This window comes from Methyloversatilis sp. MC4-4 (genome assembly GCF_049843555.1).
GTDB classification, from domain to species: domain Bacteria; phylum Pseudomonadota; class Gammaproteobacteria; order Burkholderiales; family Rhodocyclaceae; genus Methyloversatilis; species Methyloversatilis discipulorum_B.
Genome location: NZ_JBBHZK010000002.1, coordinates 535,334 through 554,177 on the forward strand (window position 1 = coordinate 535,334; position 18,844 = coordinate 554,177).

Sequence of the window (18,844 nt, forward strand, 5' to 3'; positions counted from 1 at the left end):
GCATCCGGAACCATCCGGAAGCGAACACGCCATTCAGCCCGCTTTCACTTTTTCCCACGCATCCAGCACGAACTGGACGGCGGCATCAACGGTCATCGAACTGGTATCGAGCAGAATGGCATCAGGCAATTGCACCAGTGGCGCATGTACCCGGTTGCGATCCCGCTCGTCCCGTTCCCGCAAATCTTGCGAAAGACTTTCCAGACTAGCAGAAACACCTTTTTCGATCAACTGCTTATATCGGCGTTCGGCGCGAATCTCGACACTGGCGGTCAGGAACACCTTCAGGCGCGCGTCCGGGAACACCACCGAGCCCATGTCACGGCCGTCGCCGACCAGCCCCGGCGCCTGGCGGAAGGCGCGCTGGCGCTCAAGCAGCGCCGCACGCACCGCACCATGGACCGCCACTTTCGATGCGCCGACCGAGGCCGCCTCGCTGCGCATGGCGTCCGACACCTCGTCTCCGGCCAGCCAGGTCGAGCCGTCGGCGAAGCGCACATCGAGCGCTGCAGCGAGCTTTCCGAGCGCCGGCTCATCGTCGAGCGCAACGCCAGCACGCATCGCCGCCACCGCGGTGAGGCGGTAGAGGGCACCGCTGTCCAGCAGGTGAAAGCCCAGAGCCGCCGCCACGCGCGCGGCGACCGTACCTTTGCCGGAGGCCGACGGGCCGTCTATTGCGATGACCGGAACGTCGTTCATGCGGCCACCTCCGACCAGCGCCTGAAGTAGTCGGGGAAGGTCTTGGCCACGCAGCCCGGGTCCATGATGCGCACCGGCACACCACCCAGCGTGGCGAGCGAGAAGCACATCGCCATCCGGTGATCGTCGTAGGTGTCGATGGCAGCACCCGGCGTCAGGGTCGCAGGCGGCGTGATGGCGAGATAATCGGCGCCCTCCTCCACCTTGGCGCCGAGCTTGCGCAGTTCGATCGCCATCGCGGAAATGCGGTCGGTTTCCTTGACCCGCCAGCTGGCGATATTGCGCAGCCGGCTCGGGCCGTCGGCGAACAGCGCGCAAATGGCGAGTGTCATCGCGGCATCCGGAATATGGTTCAGGTCAAGGTCGAAGGCGCGCAGTCGACCGCCCTCGGGCGCGCGCGCCTCGATCCAGTTCGGCCCCATCGCCACCACGGCACCCAGCTGTTCGAGCGCCTGCGCGAAGGCGACATCGCCCTGCACCGAGTCGCGACCGACGCCCTCAACCCGCACCGGACCACCGCCGATGGCGCCTGCGGCCAGGAAATATGAAGCGGATGACGCGTCCCCCTCGACGAAGCACTCGCCGGGCGACACATAGCGCGCACCGGCCGGCAGATTGATCGCCGCCCAGCCCTCGCGCTCGGCGTTGACGCCGAACTGGCGCATCAGCGCCAGCGTGATGTCGACGTAGGGCTTGGAAATCAGCTCGCCCTCGACCTCGATGCGCAGTGCGCGGCCGGTCAGCGGCAAGGCCATCAGCAAGCCGGTCAGGAACTGGCTGGACACGTCGCCGCGCACGCGCACCACCGGCACGTCATTGATCTGCGCCGGATGGATGCGCAAGGGCGGAAAGCCGTCGTTGCCCTCGTAGTCGATGCGCGCGCCGACCTGGCGCAGCGCGTCGACCAGATCTCCGATCGGCCGCTCGTGCATGCGCGGCACGCCGTGCAGGCGGTACTCGCCACCCATCAGCGCCAGCACGGCGGTGAGCGGACGGAAGGCGGTACCGGCATTGCCGAGGAAGAGGTCTGCCTTCTTGACCGGGAAGCGCCCACCGGTGCCGCTGATGACGTAGTCGTCGCCACCGGCGTGGCGCCAGTCAACGGCCAGCGTGCGCAGTGCATCGAGCATGCGGTCGACATCGTCCGACGACAGCAGGTCGTGCAGCAGCGTATCGCCCTCGGCCAGCGCGGCCAGCAGCAACGCGCGGTTGGAAATGCTCTTGGAGCCCGGAAGCCGCAGCGTGCCGCGTGCGGACGAAGCGGGCGAAAGGTCGAGGAATTCGGTTTTCATCGTGTTCGGGCGGCGCCCATGCGCCTCGTGTTGTGTTCAGCCCTGGCGTTGCGCCCAGGCGGTACGTGCTTCTCGCGCGGTCCCGATCAACGCTTCGAGGCCAGCGGCATCGCCGGATTCGATCAGCGCGCGGTAGCGTGCAAGTTCGGTTTCGTAAGCGCTCAGTTCGGTCAGCAGCGCCTCGCGGTTGGCGAAGAAGATGTCGCGCCACATCTCCGGATGGCTGCCGGCGATGCGCGTGAAATCGCGAAAGCCACCACCCGCCAGATTGAAGATCTCTTCGGCGTTCGGGCGTGCAGCCAGTTCCGACACCAGCGCGAAGGACAGCAGATGCGGCAGGTGGCTGACCGACGCCAGCCATCGGTCGTGGTGCTCCGGCGTAGTGACCGTCAGCAGCGCACCGCAGGCCAGCCAGGCCTGGCGCACAAGTTCGATGGCCGCGCCGCCATTCTCGGCGAGCGGTGTCAGCACGACGCGGCGCCGCTCGTACAGGTCGGCACGCGCCGCCTGCGGGCCACTCTTTTCGGCGCCGGCGATCGGATGCCCGGGTACGAACTGACCCACGCGCTCGCCGAAGCAGCGGCGGGCCGCCGCCACGACGTCGCCCTTGGTGCTTCCGGCGTCGGTGACCACCGTGTGCGCCGGGAGGTGAGGCAGGATCGCCGACATGACAGCGTCCATCTGGCCGACCGGCATCGCCAGCAGCACCAGGTCGGCGCCCGCGAGCGCAGCGGCCCAGTCGGATTCCGCGCGATCGATCAGGCCGAGTTCGAGCGCTTCGCGCTTGCTGTCCGCGCTGCGGCCAACACCGACGATTTCACCGACCTGGCCGGCCCGGCGCAGCGCGGCGGCGAAGGAGCCGCCGATCAGGCCGACGCCAACGACGACCAGACGTCCGATCAGTACGTCACTCACGCCAGCGCCTTTTTCAGCGCATCGATGAAGCGCGCGTTCTCGGTTTCCAGCCCGATCGACACCCGCAGCCACTCGGGCATCGCGTAGCCGGCAATCGGCCGCACGATGACGCCCTGCTCCAGCAGCCGGCGGTTGACGGCTGCACCGTCACCGGCGCGGAAAGCGATGAAGTTGCCGTAGGAGCGGATGTAGCCGATGCCGGCCGCGTCGAAGAAGGTTTCCATCTGCTTCAGGCCGGCCGCGTTCAGCTCGGCCGAGCGGCGCACGAAGTCCTGGTCCGCCAATGCGGCGACGGCTGCCGCCAGACCGACGTTGGTGACGTTGAAGGGCTGACGCACCCGATTGAGCAGGTCGATCACATCCGGCTGACCGATGCCGTAGCCGACGCGCAGACCGGCCAGGCCGTAGGCCTTGGAGAAGGTGCGCGACACCAGCAGGTTCGGGTAACGGTCAAGCCAGCGCGCGCTGTCGTAGGCGAGATGTGAGGGCAGGTACTCGCTGTAGGCCTCGTCCAGCACCACGAGCACGTCGCGCGGCACGGCGGCGACGAAACGTTCCAGCGCGCCAGCCTCGATGAAGGTGCCGGTCGGATTGTTCGGATTGGCGATGAACACGACGCGCGTGTCGTCGCGGATTGCCGCGCGCATCGCGTCGAGATCGCAGCCATAGTCGAGCGCCGGCACTTCGATGCCGGTGGCCCCCGCTGCCAGCGTGGCCAGCGGATAGACAGCGAACGCGTGTTTCGAATAGACGGCGCTGCTGCCGGGACCGAGCAGCGCGCGGGCGACCATTTCGAGAATGTCGTTCGAGCCGTTGCCGAGCACGATCTGGTTCATCGCGACATCGTGATGCCGCGAAACCGCCTGCTTCAGGTCGAAGCCGTTGCCGTCCGGATAGCGCGGCACGTCGGCGATCGCAGCCAGCGCAGCGGCCCTTGCCTTGTCGCTCATGCCCAGCGGATTCTCGTTGGACGCCAGCTTGACGATGCCCGCTTCGTCCAGCCCCATCTCGCGGGCCAGTTCCGAAATCGGCTTGCCCGGCTGGTAAGGGGAAATCGAACGGATGTGCGCCGAAGCGCGATCGAAGACGCTCATGAACTGCTCACGGAAACGGGATAGGAACCGAGCACCTTCAACGATCCGGCCTCGGCACGGATGCGTGAGAGTGCTTCGCTCACCGCAGGTTCGCTCTGGTGACCTTCGATATCGACATAGAAGACGTACTGCCAGCCACCATTACCGAAACCGCGCACCGGGCGCGACTGCAGCTTGGTCATGCTGACGCCCTGCTCGGCCAGCGGTTGAAGCAGACGCACGACCGCGCCCGACTTGTTCTGCACGGTGAAGATCATCGAGGTCTTGTCACGACCGGACGGGCCGGCATCGTGTTCGCCGATCACCAGGAAGCGCGTCGTATTGGCCGGATCGTCCTCGATGTTCGCCGCAAGTATCTTCAGGCCGTAGGCGGCCGCGGCCGCCTCGCCGGCGATCGCCGCAGCGCGTTCTTCCTCCGTCGCACGGATCGCCGCCTCGGCATTGCTGGCCACCGCGATCACCGGCACGCCGGGCAGGTTGCGATTCAGCCACTCGTGGCACTGCGCCAGCGACTGCGCGTGCGAGTAGACGCAGCGGATGTCCTTCAGAGAGGTATCGCGCGTCATCAGGTTCTGCTCGACACGCAGCATCACCTCGCCGCACACCATCTGTGTCGTGCTGAGCAGCATGTCCAGCGTGCGACCGACCGCGCCCTCGGTCGAATTCTCGACCGGCACGACGCCGTAGGACGCGTTGCCCGACTCGACAGCACGGAACACATCGTCGATCGTGGCGTGCGGCAGGAAGGTCGGAGCGGAACCGAAATGGCGACGCGCCGCGCTCTCCGAGAAAGTGCCGACCGGTCCGAGAAAGGCGACGGTCAGCGGCTGTTCCAGCGCCAGACAGACCGACATGATTTCGCGGAACACCGTCTTCACCGCCTGCGGCGGCAGCGGGCCCGGATTGTCGTCTGCCAGCCGGCGCAGCACCTGCGCCTCTCGTTCCGGGCGGTAGATGTTGCCGTGCTTGATTTCGCCGATGCGGTGCGCGTGGCGTGCCCGCTCGGAAATGAGCTGCAGCACCTGGGTATCGATCGCATCGATGGCGTCGCGCAGTTTCAGTAGTTCGTCGTTCGAGCTCGGATCGGAGGCCATCATTCAACCGTGTCTGCGTTCAAATTCAGTCATGTATTCAGCCAGCTCGCGCGCGCCGTCGAGCGGCATCGCGTTGTAGAGCGACGCGCGTATGCCGCCGGTCGCGCGATGACCCTTCAGGTTCAGCAGGCCGCGCCGGCGCGCACCGTCGAGAAAGCGCGTTTCCAGTCGCGGCTCGCGCAGGAAGAAGGGCACGTTCATGCGCGAGCGCGAGGCGGGCTGGATACGGTTCGTGTACAGCCGGGAGGCGTTCAGCACGTCGTAGATGCATCGGGCCTTGGCCGCGCTGCGGCGCGCCATCTCGGCGACGCCGCCCTCCTTTTTCACATACTCGAACACCAGCCCCGCCACCCAGATGGCGAAGGCTGCAGGTGTGTTGTACATCGAATCCCACTCGACGTGCCGCGCGTAGTTCATCACCGACGGCACGCCGCTGCGCACGCGGCCAAGCAGGTCGTCACGGATGATGACGATGGCCAGGCCGGCCGGGCCGATGTTCTTCTGCGCACCGGCATAGATCAGGCCGAAACGCGCGACGTCCAGCGGCTGCGACAGGATGTTGGACGACATGTCGGCCACCAGCGGCACGTCTCCGGTGTCCGGATAGTCGGCGAACTCGACGCCGCCTATCGTTTCGTTGGCGCAGATGTGTACATAGGCCGCCGCCGGGTCGAGCTGCCAGCCGGCGCGCTCGGGCACGCGGTCGAACTCGCTGGCCGCGGCACTCGCCGCGATGCGCACGTTCACCAGCGAACTTGCCTCGGCGATCGCCTTGTCCGACCAGTAGCCGGTGTGGATGTAATCCGCACTCTGCCCCGGCTGGGCGAGGTTCAGCGGCACCATCGCGAAATGCGGTGTAGCGCCGCCGTGCAGGAACAGGATGTGGTGCGAAGCCGGCACCCCCAGCAGTTCGCGCAGGTCGGCCTTGGCGCGGGCGTGGATCTCGGCAAAGTGCTCGCTGCGATGCCCCAGCTCCATCGCCGAATAGCCTTCGCCGCGGAAGTTCTGCCATTCGCGCGCGATACGTTCGATCACCGCGTCCGGCATCATGGCCGGACCGGCGCCGAAGTTGTATGCGCGCGCACGCATCGCCCTTCCTATTCCTCGCCCTCGCCGGCTGCGGCGTCCGCGTCGGTATCGATGTCGGCATCCGCTTCGGCGTCCTGCTCGCTGTCGCTCTCGATCACCTTTTCCAGACCGGCCAGCAGCGTGCCGTCATCGAGGTTGATCAGCGTGACGCCCTGGGTCGAGCGCCCCATTTCGCGGATGTCCACCACCTTGGTGCGGATGAGCACGCCACCGGTCGAGATCAGCATGATTTCGTCGGTCGGCTCGACCAGCACCGCGCCGACCACGCCGCCGTTGCGCTCGCTCGTCTGGATCGCGATGACCCCCTTGGTGCCGCGGCCGTGCTTCGGGTATTCGGTGACACGGGTGCGCTTGCCATAACCGTTCTCGGTCGCAGTCAGCACACTCAGTTCGTCGTTCTTCGACACCAGCATGCAGATCACGCTCTGGCCGTCCTCCAGCATCATGCCGCGCACACCACGCGCGGTACGGCCCATCGGGCGCACGTCGGCTTCGGCGAAGCGCACCGCCTTGCCGGCGTCGGAGAACAGCATGATGTCGTCCGAGCCATCGGTGATCGCCACGCCGATCAGCGCGTCGCCCTCGTCGAGGTCGACGGCGATGATGCCGGCCTTGCGCGGGTTGCCGAAGTCGGCCAGCGGCGTCTTCTTCACGGTACCGCGACCGGTGGCCATGAAGATGTAGTGATCTTCGTCGAACTCCTTGACCGGAAGCACCGCGGTAATCTTCTCGCCATCGAACAGGGGGAACAGGTTCACGATGGGCTTGCCGCGCGAATTGCGCGAGCCCTCCGGCACCTCGTACACCTTCAGCCAATAGACACGGCCCCGGTTCGAGAAACACAGGATGTAGTCGTGCGTGTTGGCGACGAAGAGCTGGTCGACGAAATCGTCTTCCTTCACCGCCGCCGCCTGCTTGCCGCGCCCACCGCGCTTCTGCGAGCGGTAATCGGCCAGCGGCTGTCGCTTGAAGTAGCCGCCGTGCGACAGCGTGACCACCATGTCCTGCTGCGCGATCAGGTCCTCGATGCCGAGATCCTGCGTGTGCACGATGATTTCCGACTTGCGGCCGTCGGCAAACTGTTCGCGGATCTGGCGCATTTCGTCGGAAATGATCCAGTTGATCCGCTCCGGGCGGGCCAGGATGTCGAGCAGGTCGATGATCTGTTCGATCACCTCCTTGTACTCCGACATGATCTTTTCCTGCTCCAGCCCCGTCAGGCGGGCCAGCTGCATGTCCAGGATGGCCTTGGCCTGCGCGTCCGACATGCGGTAGCCGTCGGCGAAGGAGCCGAAGGCGGCGTCCAGCCCATCCGGACGGAAGGATTCGGCGCCAGCGCGGGCCAGCATTTCGTCGACCAGCGGCGACTTCCAGGCACGCTCCATCAGCGCCACCTGCGCTTCCGCACGCGAAGCCGATGCCTTGATCAGCGCGATGATCTCGTCGATGTTGGACAGCGCAACAGCCAGGCCTTCCAGCACGTGGCCACGTTCGCGCGCCTTGCGCAGTTCGAACACGGTGCGGCGGGTGATCACCTCGCGCCGATGCGATAGGAAGCAGTCCAGCATGTCGCGCAGGTTCAGCAGACGCGGGCGGCCATCGACCAGCGCCACCATATTCATGCCGAAGGTGTCCTGCAGCTGGGTCAGCTTGTACAGATTGTTCAGGATGACTTCCGGCACTTCGCCGCGCTTCAGCTCGATCACCACGCGCATGCCGGACTTGTCCGACTCGTCACGGATGTCGGAGATGCCTTCGACCTTCTTCTCATTCACCAGCTCGGCGATGCGCTCGAGCAGGGTCTTCTTGTTCACCTGATACGGCAGTTCGTCGACGATGATGGCCTGACGGTTGCCGCGGTCGATGTCCTCGAAATGGGTGCGTGCGCGCATCACGACGCGGCCGCGACCGGTCAGATAGCCCTCGCGTACGCCCGAAAGCCCGTAGATCAGGCCACTGGTCGGGAAATCGGGCGCCTGCACGATGTCGATCAACTGCTCGATCGTCGTTTCCGGCTCTTTCAGCAGCAGCTGGCAGGCGTCGAGCACCTCGCCGAGGTTATGCGGCGGAATGTTTGTCGCCATGCCGACCGCGATGCCGGCGCTGCCGTTGATCAGCAGATTGGGGATGCGGCTGGGCAGGACCAGCGGCTCCTGCTCCTTGCCGTCGTAGTTCGGCCCGAAATCGACCGTTTCCTTGTCGATGTCGGCCAGCAGTTCAGCCGCGATCTTGTCCAGACGGCACTCGGTGTAACGCATCGCCGCCGCGTTGTCGCCGTCGACCGAACCGAAATTGCCCTGACCGTCGATCAGCGTGTAGCGCAGCGAGAAGTCCTGCGCCATCCGGACCAGCGTGTCGTAAATCGCCGAATCGCCGTGCGGGTGATACTTACCCATCACGTCACCGACCACGCGCGCGCACTTCACGTAAGGACGGCTGTGGGTGATGTTCGCTTCGTGCATCGCGAACAGCACGCGTCGATGCACAGGTTTCAGGCCGTCGCGCACATCGGGCAGCGCGCGGCCGACGATCACGCTCATCGCGTAATCGAGATAGGAGTGCCGCATTTCGTCTTCGAGCGAAATGGGCAGTGTTTCCTTGGCAAAAGATGTGGTCATCGGGGGATCGGGCGGACGTCGGCTGTCTGTTGAAATGAACCCGGCGCGTTGGAAACCGCCGGTTTGTTCAGCCAAACCGCAAGTTTAACATGCGCTTGCATCGACCTCGGGGCCCTCAGCGGGCAGCCGCCGGACTACACTGCGCCACCTGAATCCAGAGAGCCGAATCCGTCTGCCATGCAGAGCCACGAAGCCCAGACCGACATCGACCTGCTGATCGAAGCCCGCTGGGTCATCCCGGTCGAGCCGGCCGGCGTCGTACTCGAACATCACGCCGTTGCGGTGAAGGACGGGCGTATCGCCGACCTGCTGCCGTCGGACGAGGCGCGCCGCCGCTACCGGCCGCGCACGCTGCACACCTTGGGCGAGCATGTGCTCATTCCCGGACTCATCAACCTGCACGCTCACGCCGCGATGAACCTGCTGCGTGGCTACGCCGATGACCAGCCACTGATGCGCTGGCTGACCGAACATATCTGGCCGGCCGAACAGAAGCACGTGAGCCACGACTTCGTGCGCGACGGCACCCTGCTCGCCTGCGCCGAAATGCTCCGCGGTGGCGTCACCACCTTCAGCGACATGTACTTCTTCCCTGATGCAGCGGCCGAAGCGGCGCTGGAGGCGGGCATGCGCGCGGCGCTGGGCATCGTCGTACTCGAATTCCCGAGCGCCTGGGCGGCGGACGCCGATCAGTACCTCAGCAAAGGGCTGGCCGTGCGCGATCACTTCAAGCACGAACCTTTACTGCACTTCACGCTGGCGCCGCACGCGCCCTACACCGTTTCAGACGCCACTTTCGAACGCGTCCGCACACTGGCCGAGCAACTGGATCTGCCAGTCCATATGCACATCCACGAAACCGCTGACGAGATCGAACAGGGCATCGCGCAGCATGGCGTGCGCCCGCTCGAGCGACTGCGCCGGCTTGGCCTCCTCGGCCCCAACCTGATCGCCGTTCATTCGGTGCACCTGACCGACGACGACATCGCCCTGCTCGCCCGCGAAGGCGCCAGCGTGGCGCACTGTCCGACGTCGAACATGAAGCTGGCCAGCGGCGCAAGCCCGACCGCCGCGCTGGCTGCGGCCGGCGTCAATGTCGGGCTGGGCACCGACGGCGCCGCCAGCAACAACCGGCTGGACATGTTCCAGGAGATGCGGCACGCCGGACTCCTGGCAAAGCTCACCTCTGGCGACGCGGCCGCCCTTGCAGCCGGACACCTGTTGCACATGGCAACACTAGGCGGCGCCCGCGCGCTGGGCATCGATGCTGAAACAGGTTCCATCCGCCCCGGCAAGAGTGCTGACCTGTGCGCAGTCAGTCTCGACGACGCAACGACACGCCCTTGCTACTCACCCGTTTCGCATCTTGTCTATGCTGCTGGCCGGGAACACGTGACCGATGTATGGGTCGCAGGAGAAGCGCGCGTGGAGAATGGAAGCTTGTTGCACCTGCACAACAACGATTTGAAGGCACGTGCGCGCCTGTGGCAAAATCAGGTGGCTCTATAACGGCTTGCGGCCTTGTTTTTATGCATCGCTGCCCGGCAACACCACAGTCTTACGTGTGTTTGCCGCCAGTTTTGCCTGTCAGGTCCAAGACAGGCGGGCAGGCCGGTTGACAACCGCTTCAAGTTTTATAAGAGGGGATCATGCTCAAACAACTGACGCAAAAACCGCTGCTCATCGCCCTGCTGGCCGCCACGGCCGGTTTCGCCTCCAACGTGTCGGCCATGGAAGACATCAAGGTCGACCCGGCAATGAAGGCCCACATTCCCTACGTGATCGACGCCCGTGGCGTCGTCGCCCGCAGCGCCGACGGCCTGTGCTGGAGAACCGGTTACTGGACGCCGGCCTACGCTGCCTCGATCCCGGAAGTCGGTTGCGCCTGCGACAAGGATCTGCTGCCGAAGGACGTCTGCGAGAAGCCCGCTCCTGTCGCCGCACCGGCTCCGAAGGCTGCCGAACCCGCGCCGGCACCTGCCCCGGCTCCGAAGCCCGCTGCCCAGAAGGTCACCCTGTCGGCTGACGCCCTGTTCGATTTCGACAAGGCCACGCTGCGTCCGGAAGGCAAGTCCAAGATCGACGACGCGGTCAGCAAGCTGAGCTCGATCGACCTGGAAGTCATCATCGCCGTTGGCCACGCCGACCGCATCGGCAAGGACAAGTACAACCAGACCCTGTCGGAAAAGCGCGCTGCCGCCGTCAAGGACTACCTGGTGAGCAAGGGCGTTGAAGCCAACCGCGTCTACACCGAAGGCAAGGGTGAAGCCCAGCCGGTGACCGGCGACAGCTGCATGAAGATGGGCAAGGAACACCGCAGCAACAAGAAGCTGGTGGACTGCCTGCAGCCGGATCGTCGCGTTGAAATCGAGATCATTGGTACCCAGAAGTAATCGGGTTCCCGATCTCGTCAAAAGCCCTGCATTCGTGCAGGGCTTTTTTTCGCCCGTCGCCAACCGGATTGCGGCATTACTATCGTTACCCCGGTCGTGAAACCTCGCGCACGCCAGACTGTCCTTTCGCTCATGACGACACATCAGAACGCCGACCCGCTCGAACTGGAGAAATTTTCGGAGCTCGCCCACCGCTGGTGGGATCCGGAGTCCGAGTTCAAGCCGCTGCACGACATCAATCCATTGCGCCTGGACTGGATAGACCGCTGCGTCGGCCTGACCGGCAAGCGCGTGCTTGACGTCGGCTGCGGTGGCGGCATCCTCGCCGAGAGCATGGCGGTGCGCGGCGCCAGCGTGACCGGTATCGACCTCGGCGAGAAGGCGCTGTCGGTCGCGCGCCTGCACCTGCTGGAAAGCGGGAACCGCGTCGAGTACCTGCTCGAATCGGCCGAGGACCATGCCCGGGCGCGCGCCGCTCAGTACGACGTGGTGACCTGCATGGAAATGCTGGAGCACGTGCCCGATCCTGCCAGCATCGTGCGCGCCTGCGCGACACTGGTACGGCCCGGCGGCACGGTGTTCTTCTCGACGCTGAACCGCAATCCCAAATCGTGGCTCTTCGCGGTGATCGGCGCCGAGTACGTGCTGCGCCTGCTGCCGCGCGGCACCCATGAATACGAAAAGATGATCAAGCCGTCGGAACTGGCGCGCGACGCGCGCGACGCCGGACTGCGCGAAGCTGAACTGATGGGCATGAGCTACAACCCGTTCACCAAGGTCTACTCGCTCGGCAAGGACACTGCGGTCAATTACCTGATGCGGTGCGTACGTGATGAATGAGCCGCGCACACGCGGCGTGCTGTTCGATCTGGACGGCACGCTGGCCGACACCGCGCCCGATCTCGGCGGCGCACTCAACCGTCTGCGCATCGAACGCGGTCTGCCCGAGCTTCCTGCCGATACCCTGCGCCCGCATACCTCGGCGGGTGCCCGCGGCCTGATCGGCGCAGGTTTCGGCGTGACGCCGGAAGATGCTGGCTACACAGAACTGGCGGACCGATTCCTGACGCTCTACGCGTCGGCGATCTGCGTCCATACCCGGCTGTTCGACGGCATGGGCGAAGTACTGACCCGGCTCGAACAGGCCGACATTCCTTGGGGCGTGGTGACCAACAAGGCTGCTCGCTTCACCGTGCCGCTGATGCGCGAACTTGGCCTGCACGAGCGTGCCGCGAGCATTGTCAGCGGCGACAGCGTGCCGGTGCCCAAACCCGATCCGGCAGGTTTGCGCCTGGCAGCGAGCGAACTGGGCGTCGAGGTCGGGGACTGCATCTACGTCGGCGACGACGAACGCGACATCCAGGCGGCGCGCGCTGCCGGCATGCGCTCGGTCACCGCAGCCTTCGGCTATCTGGGCTGCGCCCGCCACCACAGCGAGTGGGGCGCCGACCACACCATCCATCACCCGCTCGAACTTCTGCCCCTCTTGTAATCGATCGAGGTGGTACCATCTATCGCTCACTGGGGGCGACCTGGTCTCGACGTGGGTCGCGAAGCAGCGCAGGGCATACCGAGGGTCGGAGTACCTCGTAAATCCAACCGAAAATTAGATAGTCGCCAACGACGAATCTTACGCTCTGGCCGCTTAAGGCCGGACGCTGCACCGACTGATTAGCGGGTCGGGCCGGGCAACCGGTCGCAGCGCCATTAACAGCTAAAGTAAGGATGCACTCCGCCGCGTGGTGCATCACGAAAATCAAGCGGATCGCCTTTCATCAGCCTGCCGGGTCGGCGGGTGACGGGCTAGATCAAATGGCCAGGCTAAGTATGTAGAACTGTCTGTGTAGGGCTTGCGGACGCGGGTTCGATTCCCGCCGCCTCCACCACCATATCAGGGCTCGGACCTCGTTCCGGGCCCTTTTTCTTGCCTGATCGCACCGTGATCGGGACGCGGTGACGGAGTTCGTCTCCGCGACCGGCGTCGGGCGCCCTTGCTCGCGGTACCCGTCCGGGACAGCCACCCGGAACCCCTTCGTATGTGCACTTCGCATCATCCGGAGCGCTCGCACGGTTGCGCCGTCCGGTCTTCCGGCCGAATATCCACCCTGGAGCGGATTATGCCGGCGGCGATGAAGCCAGCCGCTGGCGCGCCGCACGCGCGTGCAGCCCGGTCAGCGTGCGGGCTTCTTCCAGACCCTGGAACAGATATGCGGAGAGCGCCCGGAATGCACGGCGAGCAACACAACCCCGACATTGACCTCGAAAGGACGGACGACGAGTCGCCGATCATCCTTGTCGCCGACGACGATCCCATCATCCCGCTGATGGTGAACAAGGTGCTGTCCACACGCGGCATGAGGATGCACGCCGTGGCAGACGGCCTCGCCGCGATCGAGGCATTCCGCGAGGCGCCGCCCGATCTGGCGCTGCTGGACGTGCATATGCCGGGTGCCGACGGCTACGAAACCTGCGCCCGCATGCGTGAACTGGGCGGGGAAGATACCTGCCCCATCATCATCATGACGGCGAGCGACGATGCCGCATCCGTGCAACGTGCCTTTGCCGTCGGCGCGAGCGACTTCCTGACCAAACCGATCAGCTGGACCCTGTTGCCGCATCGCATCCGTTTCGTGCTGCGTGCCGCCGAGGCGGCACGCCGGCTCCGCGAGTCGCTGCGTCGCTCGGAAATCCTGTTCGCCACGTCGGCCGAAGGCATCCTGATCGTCGACGTGGCGACCCGTCGCTGTGTCGACGCCAATCCCGCGCTGTGTGCCATGCTGGGCTACTCAAGAGACGAGATGCGCACGCTTGAATGGCGGGATCTGCAGCCTCCGGAACTGTATCCCGCCAACGTGGAGCAGTTCGCGCGCTGCGCCGGCATCGAGAGCGGCCGCCTCGAAGGTGCGCTGATGCGCCGCAAGGACGGGGTGCTCTTTCACGCCGACATCACGCACAACCTGATCGATATCGATGATCGCCGCTGTCTGGCCGGCTTCTTCGTCGATGTCACCGAGAAACGCCTGGCCGACGAAGCATTGATGCGTCGTGCCAGTCATGACGCGCTGACCGGCCTGCCCAACCGCGCGCTGCTGCTCGAACGTCTGGCGCAGGCGCTCAAGCAGGCGCAGCGGCGCATGGCGCGCGTCGGTCTCCTGTTCGTCGATCTCGATCGCTTCAAGGAGGTTAACGACGAACACGGGCACGCCGTCGGCGATCTGTTGCTGAAGGAGGTGGCCGATCGGCTGCAGCGCGAATTGCGCGGCGAGGACACCGTTGCGCGACTGGGCGGCGACGAATTCGTCGTGCTGATGCCGCTGCTGGACAACGAGCCGCAGCCCTGCGCCCAGCTTGCGGCACGTATCGTCGGTACGCTCGGCAGCGCCTTCGAGGTGAGCGGCCACACGCTGCACATCGGTGCCAGTATCGGCATCGCGCTCTATCCGGACGACGCCGACAACTCGGCTGCCCTGATGGACTGTGCCGACGAGGCGATGTACGACGCCAAGCGCGCCGGCCGCGGACAGTATCGCCGTTACCGTTCGTCCTGACTTCGTTCTGCAGCCGCGGCCGCGCTGTTGCGTTGCAGCATGCGTGTGCGCATACTGAATCGTCATCGACATTCCCGGACGACCCTCATGCGCCTGCACGGTCCTCTCCACGCCGTTTTCGTCGCCTTGCTCCTTGCCGCATTTCCCATCCGCACCGCGATGGCCGAGGCGCCGCCGGTGCTCGACCGGATCGAACGTACGGACTTCACCGTGTCCGGCCTGTCCTCCGGCGCCGCCATGGCGGTCCAGCTGGGCGTGGCGCATTCGTCGCGGGTACGCGGCATCGGCATCGTGTCGGGGCCGCCCTATCTGTGCGCGCAAGGCTTCGTGACGCGGGCCACCAACGACTGTCTGGTGCTCGGCCGCGACCGCCTGCGCGAACTGTTCGGTCCCCTGTTCGGGCTGTCGCTTTTCAGTTCCGGCGAACGCGACATCGACGTGGATGATCTGGTGAGCGATACGCGCAAGCTGGCGCGACAGCGGCGGATCGACCCGGTCGACGGCATCGCCTCGCAGCAGATATGGGAGTACCGCGGGCAGGACGATCGCGTCGTCGGCGCCAAGGCGTCAGCCGCCCAGCACACCTACTTCCGCGCCTTCGATGCCGCGCCAAAACGGGGCGAGCCGCGCTCGACGCCGCACACCATGCCGACCAGCGACCCGGCCCAGGGCAGTTGCGACGCCCGCGACGAGGACTACGTCAGCGGCTGCGACTTCGATGCTGCCGGCGAACTGCTGCGTCATCTGCGCCGTCGGCCAGACGCGCGGCCGAGTGCGGGCAACGGCCGCTGGTACGTGCTCAAGCAGGCCGACTTCGTACCGGCCGGCCCGGGCGATGCGCAGACCCGGCGTCGCGCGCTGGGCCTCGCAGAGGAAGCACGCGTCTATGTGCCCCAGCGCTGCGGCAGCGAAAGCTGCCAGATCCACGTCGCATTGCACGGCTGCAAGCAAGGCATGAGTGACACCGCCTACCGCGCCTTCACTGACGGCGCCGGTTACGTCCGCTGGGCCGGTCCGTTGAAGCTGGTGCTGCTGTTCCCGCGTGTCGGCGCGATCGAACCGTTCGAGCGCGGGCTGTGGGACAGCGTCGGCAACCCGATGGGCTGCTGGGACTGGTGGGGCTACACCACGCCGGGCGACCTCTACGGCTACGCAACGCGGGAAGCGCCGCAGATGCGCACCATCGTCAACATGGTCGACCACGTGATGCGATCGCACTGAGCGCCTGCCACGCCGGCGGCGATAATGGCGGCCCTGCCCGTCCGGATATGCTATTGATGTACGACCCCTCGCTGCTCACCAAACTGCTGGTATCGCTGGTCATCGTCGCGCTGGCCGTGCTGATCACCCGCACCGCCCGCCGCGTGGCCGCCGCGCGCTTCGAAGACCCGTCGCAGCGCAAGCAGGCCTGGGTGACCATACGCAATATCGCGCTGCTGATCTGCCTGGCGCTGCTCGGGTTGACTTGGACGCTGGGTGGCGACCAGTCCTCGCTGCCGCTGGCGGCCGTAGCGGGTGCTTCGCTCATCGTGTCCAAGGACATCCTGATTTCAGCGATGGGCGGCACCGTGCTGTTCCTGACGCGCACCTACCAAGTGGGCGACTTCATCGAAGTGGGCAGCGTGCGCGGGCGGGTGGCCGACATCCGCTTCCTCAGCACGCTGCTCGACGCCAGCGGCGACGCCGACCTGATCAACGGCAGCCGCGTGCTGCTGCAGCACAGTGCCGTCATCACCAGCACGCTGCGGGTCACACCGCACGAACACTTCATGCTGACCACGCTGCGCGTATTCGTCGGCGACCCGGTCGCCTGCCTGGACAGGCGCGCGCTGCTCGAAGCGGCGGCGCTGGAGGTGTGCGCCCCGTGGATCGATGAAGCCGAACGCGGCCTGCTCGACCTCGAGGCGGCGCACTGGAGCCGCCTGCCCTCGGCGCGCCCGCGCGTGTTCATCGATCTGGCGAGCGACAAGGGCGCGCAGCTGGTGGCGGCGTTTCCGTGCCGGGTCGAGGAGCGGCTGCGTATCGAACAGCGGGTGCTGTCGGAGTATCTGACGCGGGTTCAGGCCGCCGCGGCGGCCCCGCCATCGGAGGAGGCGCTCACGCCGGCGGACGACGTGCCGGCCTGAAGCGGCAGCACCGCCGCCAGCAGTTCGCCGATGCGCACGTTGTCGCGTACCGGGCGCATCGCCTGGTACAGCAGTTCGGCCTGCGGGTAGACGCGGCGCAGCAGGTTCAACCACTGCTTGAGCCGCCCCGCCGCGTGGCGCGCCTCGACATGGCCCAGCACGCGCTGCCAGTAATCTCCGAGCAGCGGTGCGATACGCGGCCAGTCCAGCGCCGGGTCGATGGCTTCATCGCCGCGCAGCCGGGCACGGATGCGCTCGACCAGCAGCGGATCGGCCACCGCGCCGCGCCCCATCATCACGTCGGCCAGCCCGCTTTCGCTGCGGCAGCGCAGGTAGTCATCCACCGACCAGATTTCGCCGTTGGCGACCACCGGCACGCGCACCGCCTCGGCGATGCGGGCGATCCACGGCCAGTGCGCCGGCGGCCGGTAGCCGTCGAGCTTGGTGCGCGCGTGCACGACGATCATTTCCGCGCCGCCCTCGGCCAGTGCCTGCGCCGCCTCGATCGCGCGCGAGGTGTCGCGCACGCCCAGGCGCATCTTCGCGGTGAAGGGCACGCGCCCGACCACCGCGCGGCCGACCGCGCTGACGATGTCGTGCAGCAGTTCCGGCTCGTCCAGCAGCACCGCACCGCCGCGGTGGCGATTCACGGTCGGCGCCGGACAACCGAAGTTGAGGTCGATGCCGGCCGGATTCAGCCGTGCCAGCTGGTCAGCGTTGTCGGCCAGCCGCGCCGGATCCGAGCCGAGCAACTGCACGCGCACCGGCACACCGCTGGCGGTGCGCGAGCCGGCTTTCAGTTCTGGTGCCACGCGCTGGTAACTGCGCGGCGGCAGCACGCTGTCGGTCACGCGCACGAATTCGGTCACGCACCAGTCGTAGTGCGCCGCCCGCGTCACCACGGCACGCAGGCGCGCGTCGAGCAGACCTTCCATCGGCGCGAGCAGCAGGCGGGGCATGGCGGGCGCCGGCGTATTGACGCGGGCCGGGTCGTCAGGGGACATTGGGTGCGACGATGAAAAACAAAGCGGGATTATCCCGCACTTGAACGGGCATACCTTGAATACCTCAGCAGACAGCTCCAGCGGCTGCGCCTGCAGCGGACATTGCGCCGCCGCGCCGTCGCCGCGCCCTGCCGACGACGCCGCAGCGGGCGGGCAACGAAGCACCTTCCGCGTACCGGGCATGGACTGCCCGTCGGAAGAGCGTCTGATCCGCATGGCACTCGATGGCGCCGACGGACTGCGCCACATCGGCATCGACCTCGCCGCGCGCACCGTGACACTGCACCACGAAGGCCCGCTGGCGCCGCTGCAGGCCAAACTCGCGGCGCTGGGCTTTGGCGCCGAACTGCTCGGCACGGACGCGGCCGGCGCACGGCCGGAACCGGCCACCAACCGCAGCGAAGCCGGGGTGCTGCGCACGCTGCTGGCGATCAACGCGGCCATGTTCGTGTTCGAGCTGGCAAGCGGTCTGTGGGCACAATCGACCGGCCTGATCGCCGACGCGCTGGACATGCTTGCCGACGCGTCAGTCTACGGCCTGAGCCTGTACGCGGTCGGGCGCAGCGCGGCGGGCAAGCTGCGCGTGGCCCATCTGTCCGGCTGGCTGCAGCTGCTGCTGGCCGGCGGCGCACTGGCGGAGGTGGTGCGGCGCGCCGTATCCGGCAGCGAACCGGAGCCGCTGTGGATGAGCGGCGCCGCACTGCTGGCGCTGGCCGCCAACGTCGCATGCCTGCTGCTGATGGCGCGTCACCGCGATGGCGGCGCGCACATGAAGGCAAGCTGGATCTTCTCGACCAACGACGTGCTGGCCAACGCGGGCGTCATCATTGCCGGCGGACTGGTCGCGGCCACCGGCACCCGCTGGCCGGATCTGTTCATCGGTACGGCGATCGCGCTGCTGGTGGCCAGTGGTGCGCTGCGGATACTGAAACTGAGGGCGTGAACGCAGACGGGGGCAGGCCTTGCGACCTG

The 18,844-nt window shown here is 66.4% G+C and carries 16 protein-coding genes and 1 other RNA gene; 9 read left to right on the forward strand and 8 right to left on the reverse strand.

From position 1 onward, the window contains the following. Nucleotides 1–33: 33 nt before the first annotated feature. Genes cmk through gyrA form a run of 7 tightly spaced genes read right to left on the reverse strand, consistent with a single transcriptional unit; the run spans nucleotide 34 to nucleotide 8,801 of the window. On the reverse strand, nucleotides 34–699 hold the full coding sequence (gene cmk / locus WDZ97_RS09460; protein WP_304006987.1) for a (d)CMP kinase: 666 nt from the start codon (nucleotides 697–699) through the stop codon (nucleotides 34–36). Further along, nucleotides 696–1,991 (reverse strand): 3-phosphoshikimate 1-carboxyvinyltransferase, encoded by a 1,296-nt coding sequence (gene aroA, locus WDZ97_RS09465; protein WP_425762572.1) that lies wholly within the window; start codon nucleotides 1,989–1,991, stop codon nucleotides 696–698. Before aroA ends, cmk begins: the two co-directional genes overlap by 4 nt. A gap of 36 nt (nucleotides 1,992–2,027) precedes the next feature. Next, entirely contained in the window at nucleotides 2,028–2,906 is an 879-nt protein-coding gene (locus WDZ97_RS09470) for a prephenate dehydrogenase (RefSeq protein ID WP_425762573.1), read from the reverse strand. Further along, nucleotides 2,903–4,000: a histidinol-phosphate transaminase gene (gene hisC / locus WDZ97_RS09475; protein ID WP_425762574.1), complete on the reverse strand. Its 1,098-nt coding sequence runs from the start codon at nucleotides 3,998–4,000 to the stop codon at nucleotides 2,903–2,905. The genes WDZ97_RS09470 and hisC overlap by 4 nt, the downstream gene beginning before the upstream one ends. Next, entirely contained in the window at nucleotides 3,997–5,097 is a 1,101-nt protein-coding gene (gene pheA / locus WDZ97_RS09480) for a prephenate dehydratase (protein ID WP_425762575.1), read from the reverse strand. Before pheA ends, hisC begins: the two co-directional genes overlap by 4 nt. After that, nucleotides 5,098–6,183, reverse strand: coding sequence for a 3-phosphoserine/phosphohydroxythreonine transaminase (gene serC / locus WDZ97_RS09485; RefSeq protein ID WP_425762576.1), 1,086 nt, complete (start codon nucleotides 6,181–6,183; stop codon nucleotides 5,098–5,100). Between the two features lie 8 nt (nucleotides 6,184–6,191). After that, nucleotides 6,192–8,801, reverse strand: a complete 2,610-nt coding sequence (gene gyrA, locus WDZ97_RS09490) for a DNA gyrase subunit A (RefSeq protein WP_304006976.1) — start codon at nucleotides 8,799–8,801, stop codon at nucleotides 6,192–6,194. Between the two features lie 177 nt (nucleotides 8,802–8,978). On the opposite strand from gyrA, the gene WDZ97_RS09495 reads away from it, so the two are divergent. From WDZ97_RS09495 to WDZ97_RS09530, 8 genes are all read left to right on the forward strand, one after another. Beyond that, the gene (locus WDZ97_RS09495; RefSeq protein WP_425762577.1) at nucleotides 8,979–10,310 is read left to right on the forward strand and encodes a TRZ/ATZ family hydrolase; all 1,332 of its coding nucleotides are present in this window, start codon (nucleotides 8,979–8,981) and stop codon (nucleotides 10,308–10,310) included. Nucleotides 10,311–10,450: 140 nt separating this feature from the next. Next, nucleotides 10,451–11,194 carry an OmpA family protein gene (locus WDZ97_RS09500; protein ID WP_304006972.1) on the forward strand — a complete coding sequence of 248 codons (744 nt, stop codon included), beginning with the start codon at nucleotides 10,451–10,453 and terminating at the stop codon, nucleotides 11,192–11,194. Nucleotides 11,195–11,326: 132 nt separating this feature from the next. Continuing rightward, on the forward strand, nucleotides 11,327–12,034 hold the full coding sequence (gene ubiG, locus WDZ97_RS09505; protein WP_425762578.1) for a bifunctional 2-polyprenyl-6-hydroxyphenol methylase/3-demethylubiquinol 3-O-methyltransferase UbiG: 708 nt from the start codon (nucleotides 11,327–11,329) through the stop codon (nucleotides 12,032–12,034). Beyond that, nucleotides 12,027–12,686: an HAD-IA family hydrolase gene (locus WDZ97_RS09510; protein ID WP_304006968.1), complete on the forward strand. Its 660-nt coding sequence runs from the start codon at nucleotides 12,027–12,029 to the stop codon at nucleotides 12,684–12,686. The genes ubiG and WDZ97_RS09510 overlap by 8 nt, the downstream gene beginning before the upstream one ends. Before the next feature lie 31 nt (nucleotides 12,687–12,717). Continuing rightward, nucleotides 12,718–13,080, forward strand: a transfer-messenger RNA (tmRNA) gene (gene ssrA / locus WDZ97_RS09515). A gap of 339 nt (nucleotides 13,081–13,419) precedes the next feature. Further along, a complete protein-coding gene (locus WDZ97_RS09520; RefSeq protein WP_304006966.1) occupies nucleotides 13,420–14,742 on the forward strand; it encodes a diguanylate cyclase domain-containing protein in 1,323 nt (440 codons plus the stop codon). A gap of 87 nt (nucleotides 14,743–14,829) precedes the next feature. Beyond that, complete coding sequence (locus tag WDZ97_RS09525; protein WP_425762579.1) at nucleotides 14,830–15,963, forward strand: hypothetical protein; 1,134 nt, start codon at nucleotides 14,830–14,832, stop codon at nucleotides 15,961–15,963. 56 nt (nucleotides 15,964–16,019) lie between these two features. After that, nucleotides 16,020–16,868 carry a mechanosensitive ion channel domain-containing protein gene (locus tag WDZ97_RS09530; protein ID WP_425762580.1) on the forward strand — a complete coding sequence of 283 codons (849 nt, stop codon included), beginning with the start codon at nucleotides 16,020–16,022 and terminating at the stop codon, nucleotides 16,866–16,868. On the opposite strand, the gene WDZ97_RS09535 is transcribed toward WDZ97_RS09530, so the two are convergent. After that, nucleotides 16,802–17,827: a tRNA dihydrouridine synthase gene (locus WDZ97_RS09535; RefSeq protein WP_425762581.1), complete on the reverse strand. Its 1,026-nt coding sequence runs from the start codon at nucleotides 17,825–17,827 to the stop codon at nucleotides 16,802–16,804. The two genes, WDZ97_RS09530 and WDZ97_RS09535, sit on opposite strands and share 67 nt — an antisense overlap. A gap of 100 nt (nucleotides 17,828–17,927) precedes the next feature. On the opposite strand from WDZ97_RS09535, the gene WDZ97_RS09540 reads away from it, so the two are divergent. After that, nucleotides 17,928–18,815, forward strand: a complete 888-nt coding sequence (locus WDZ97_RS09540) for a cation transporter (RefSeq protein WP_425762582.1) — start codon at nucleotides 17,928–17,930, stop codon at nucleotides 18,813–18,815. Nucleotides 18,816–18,844 lie beyond the last annotated feature (29 nt).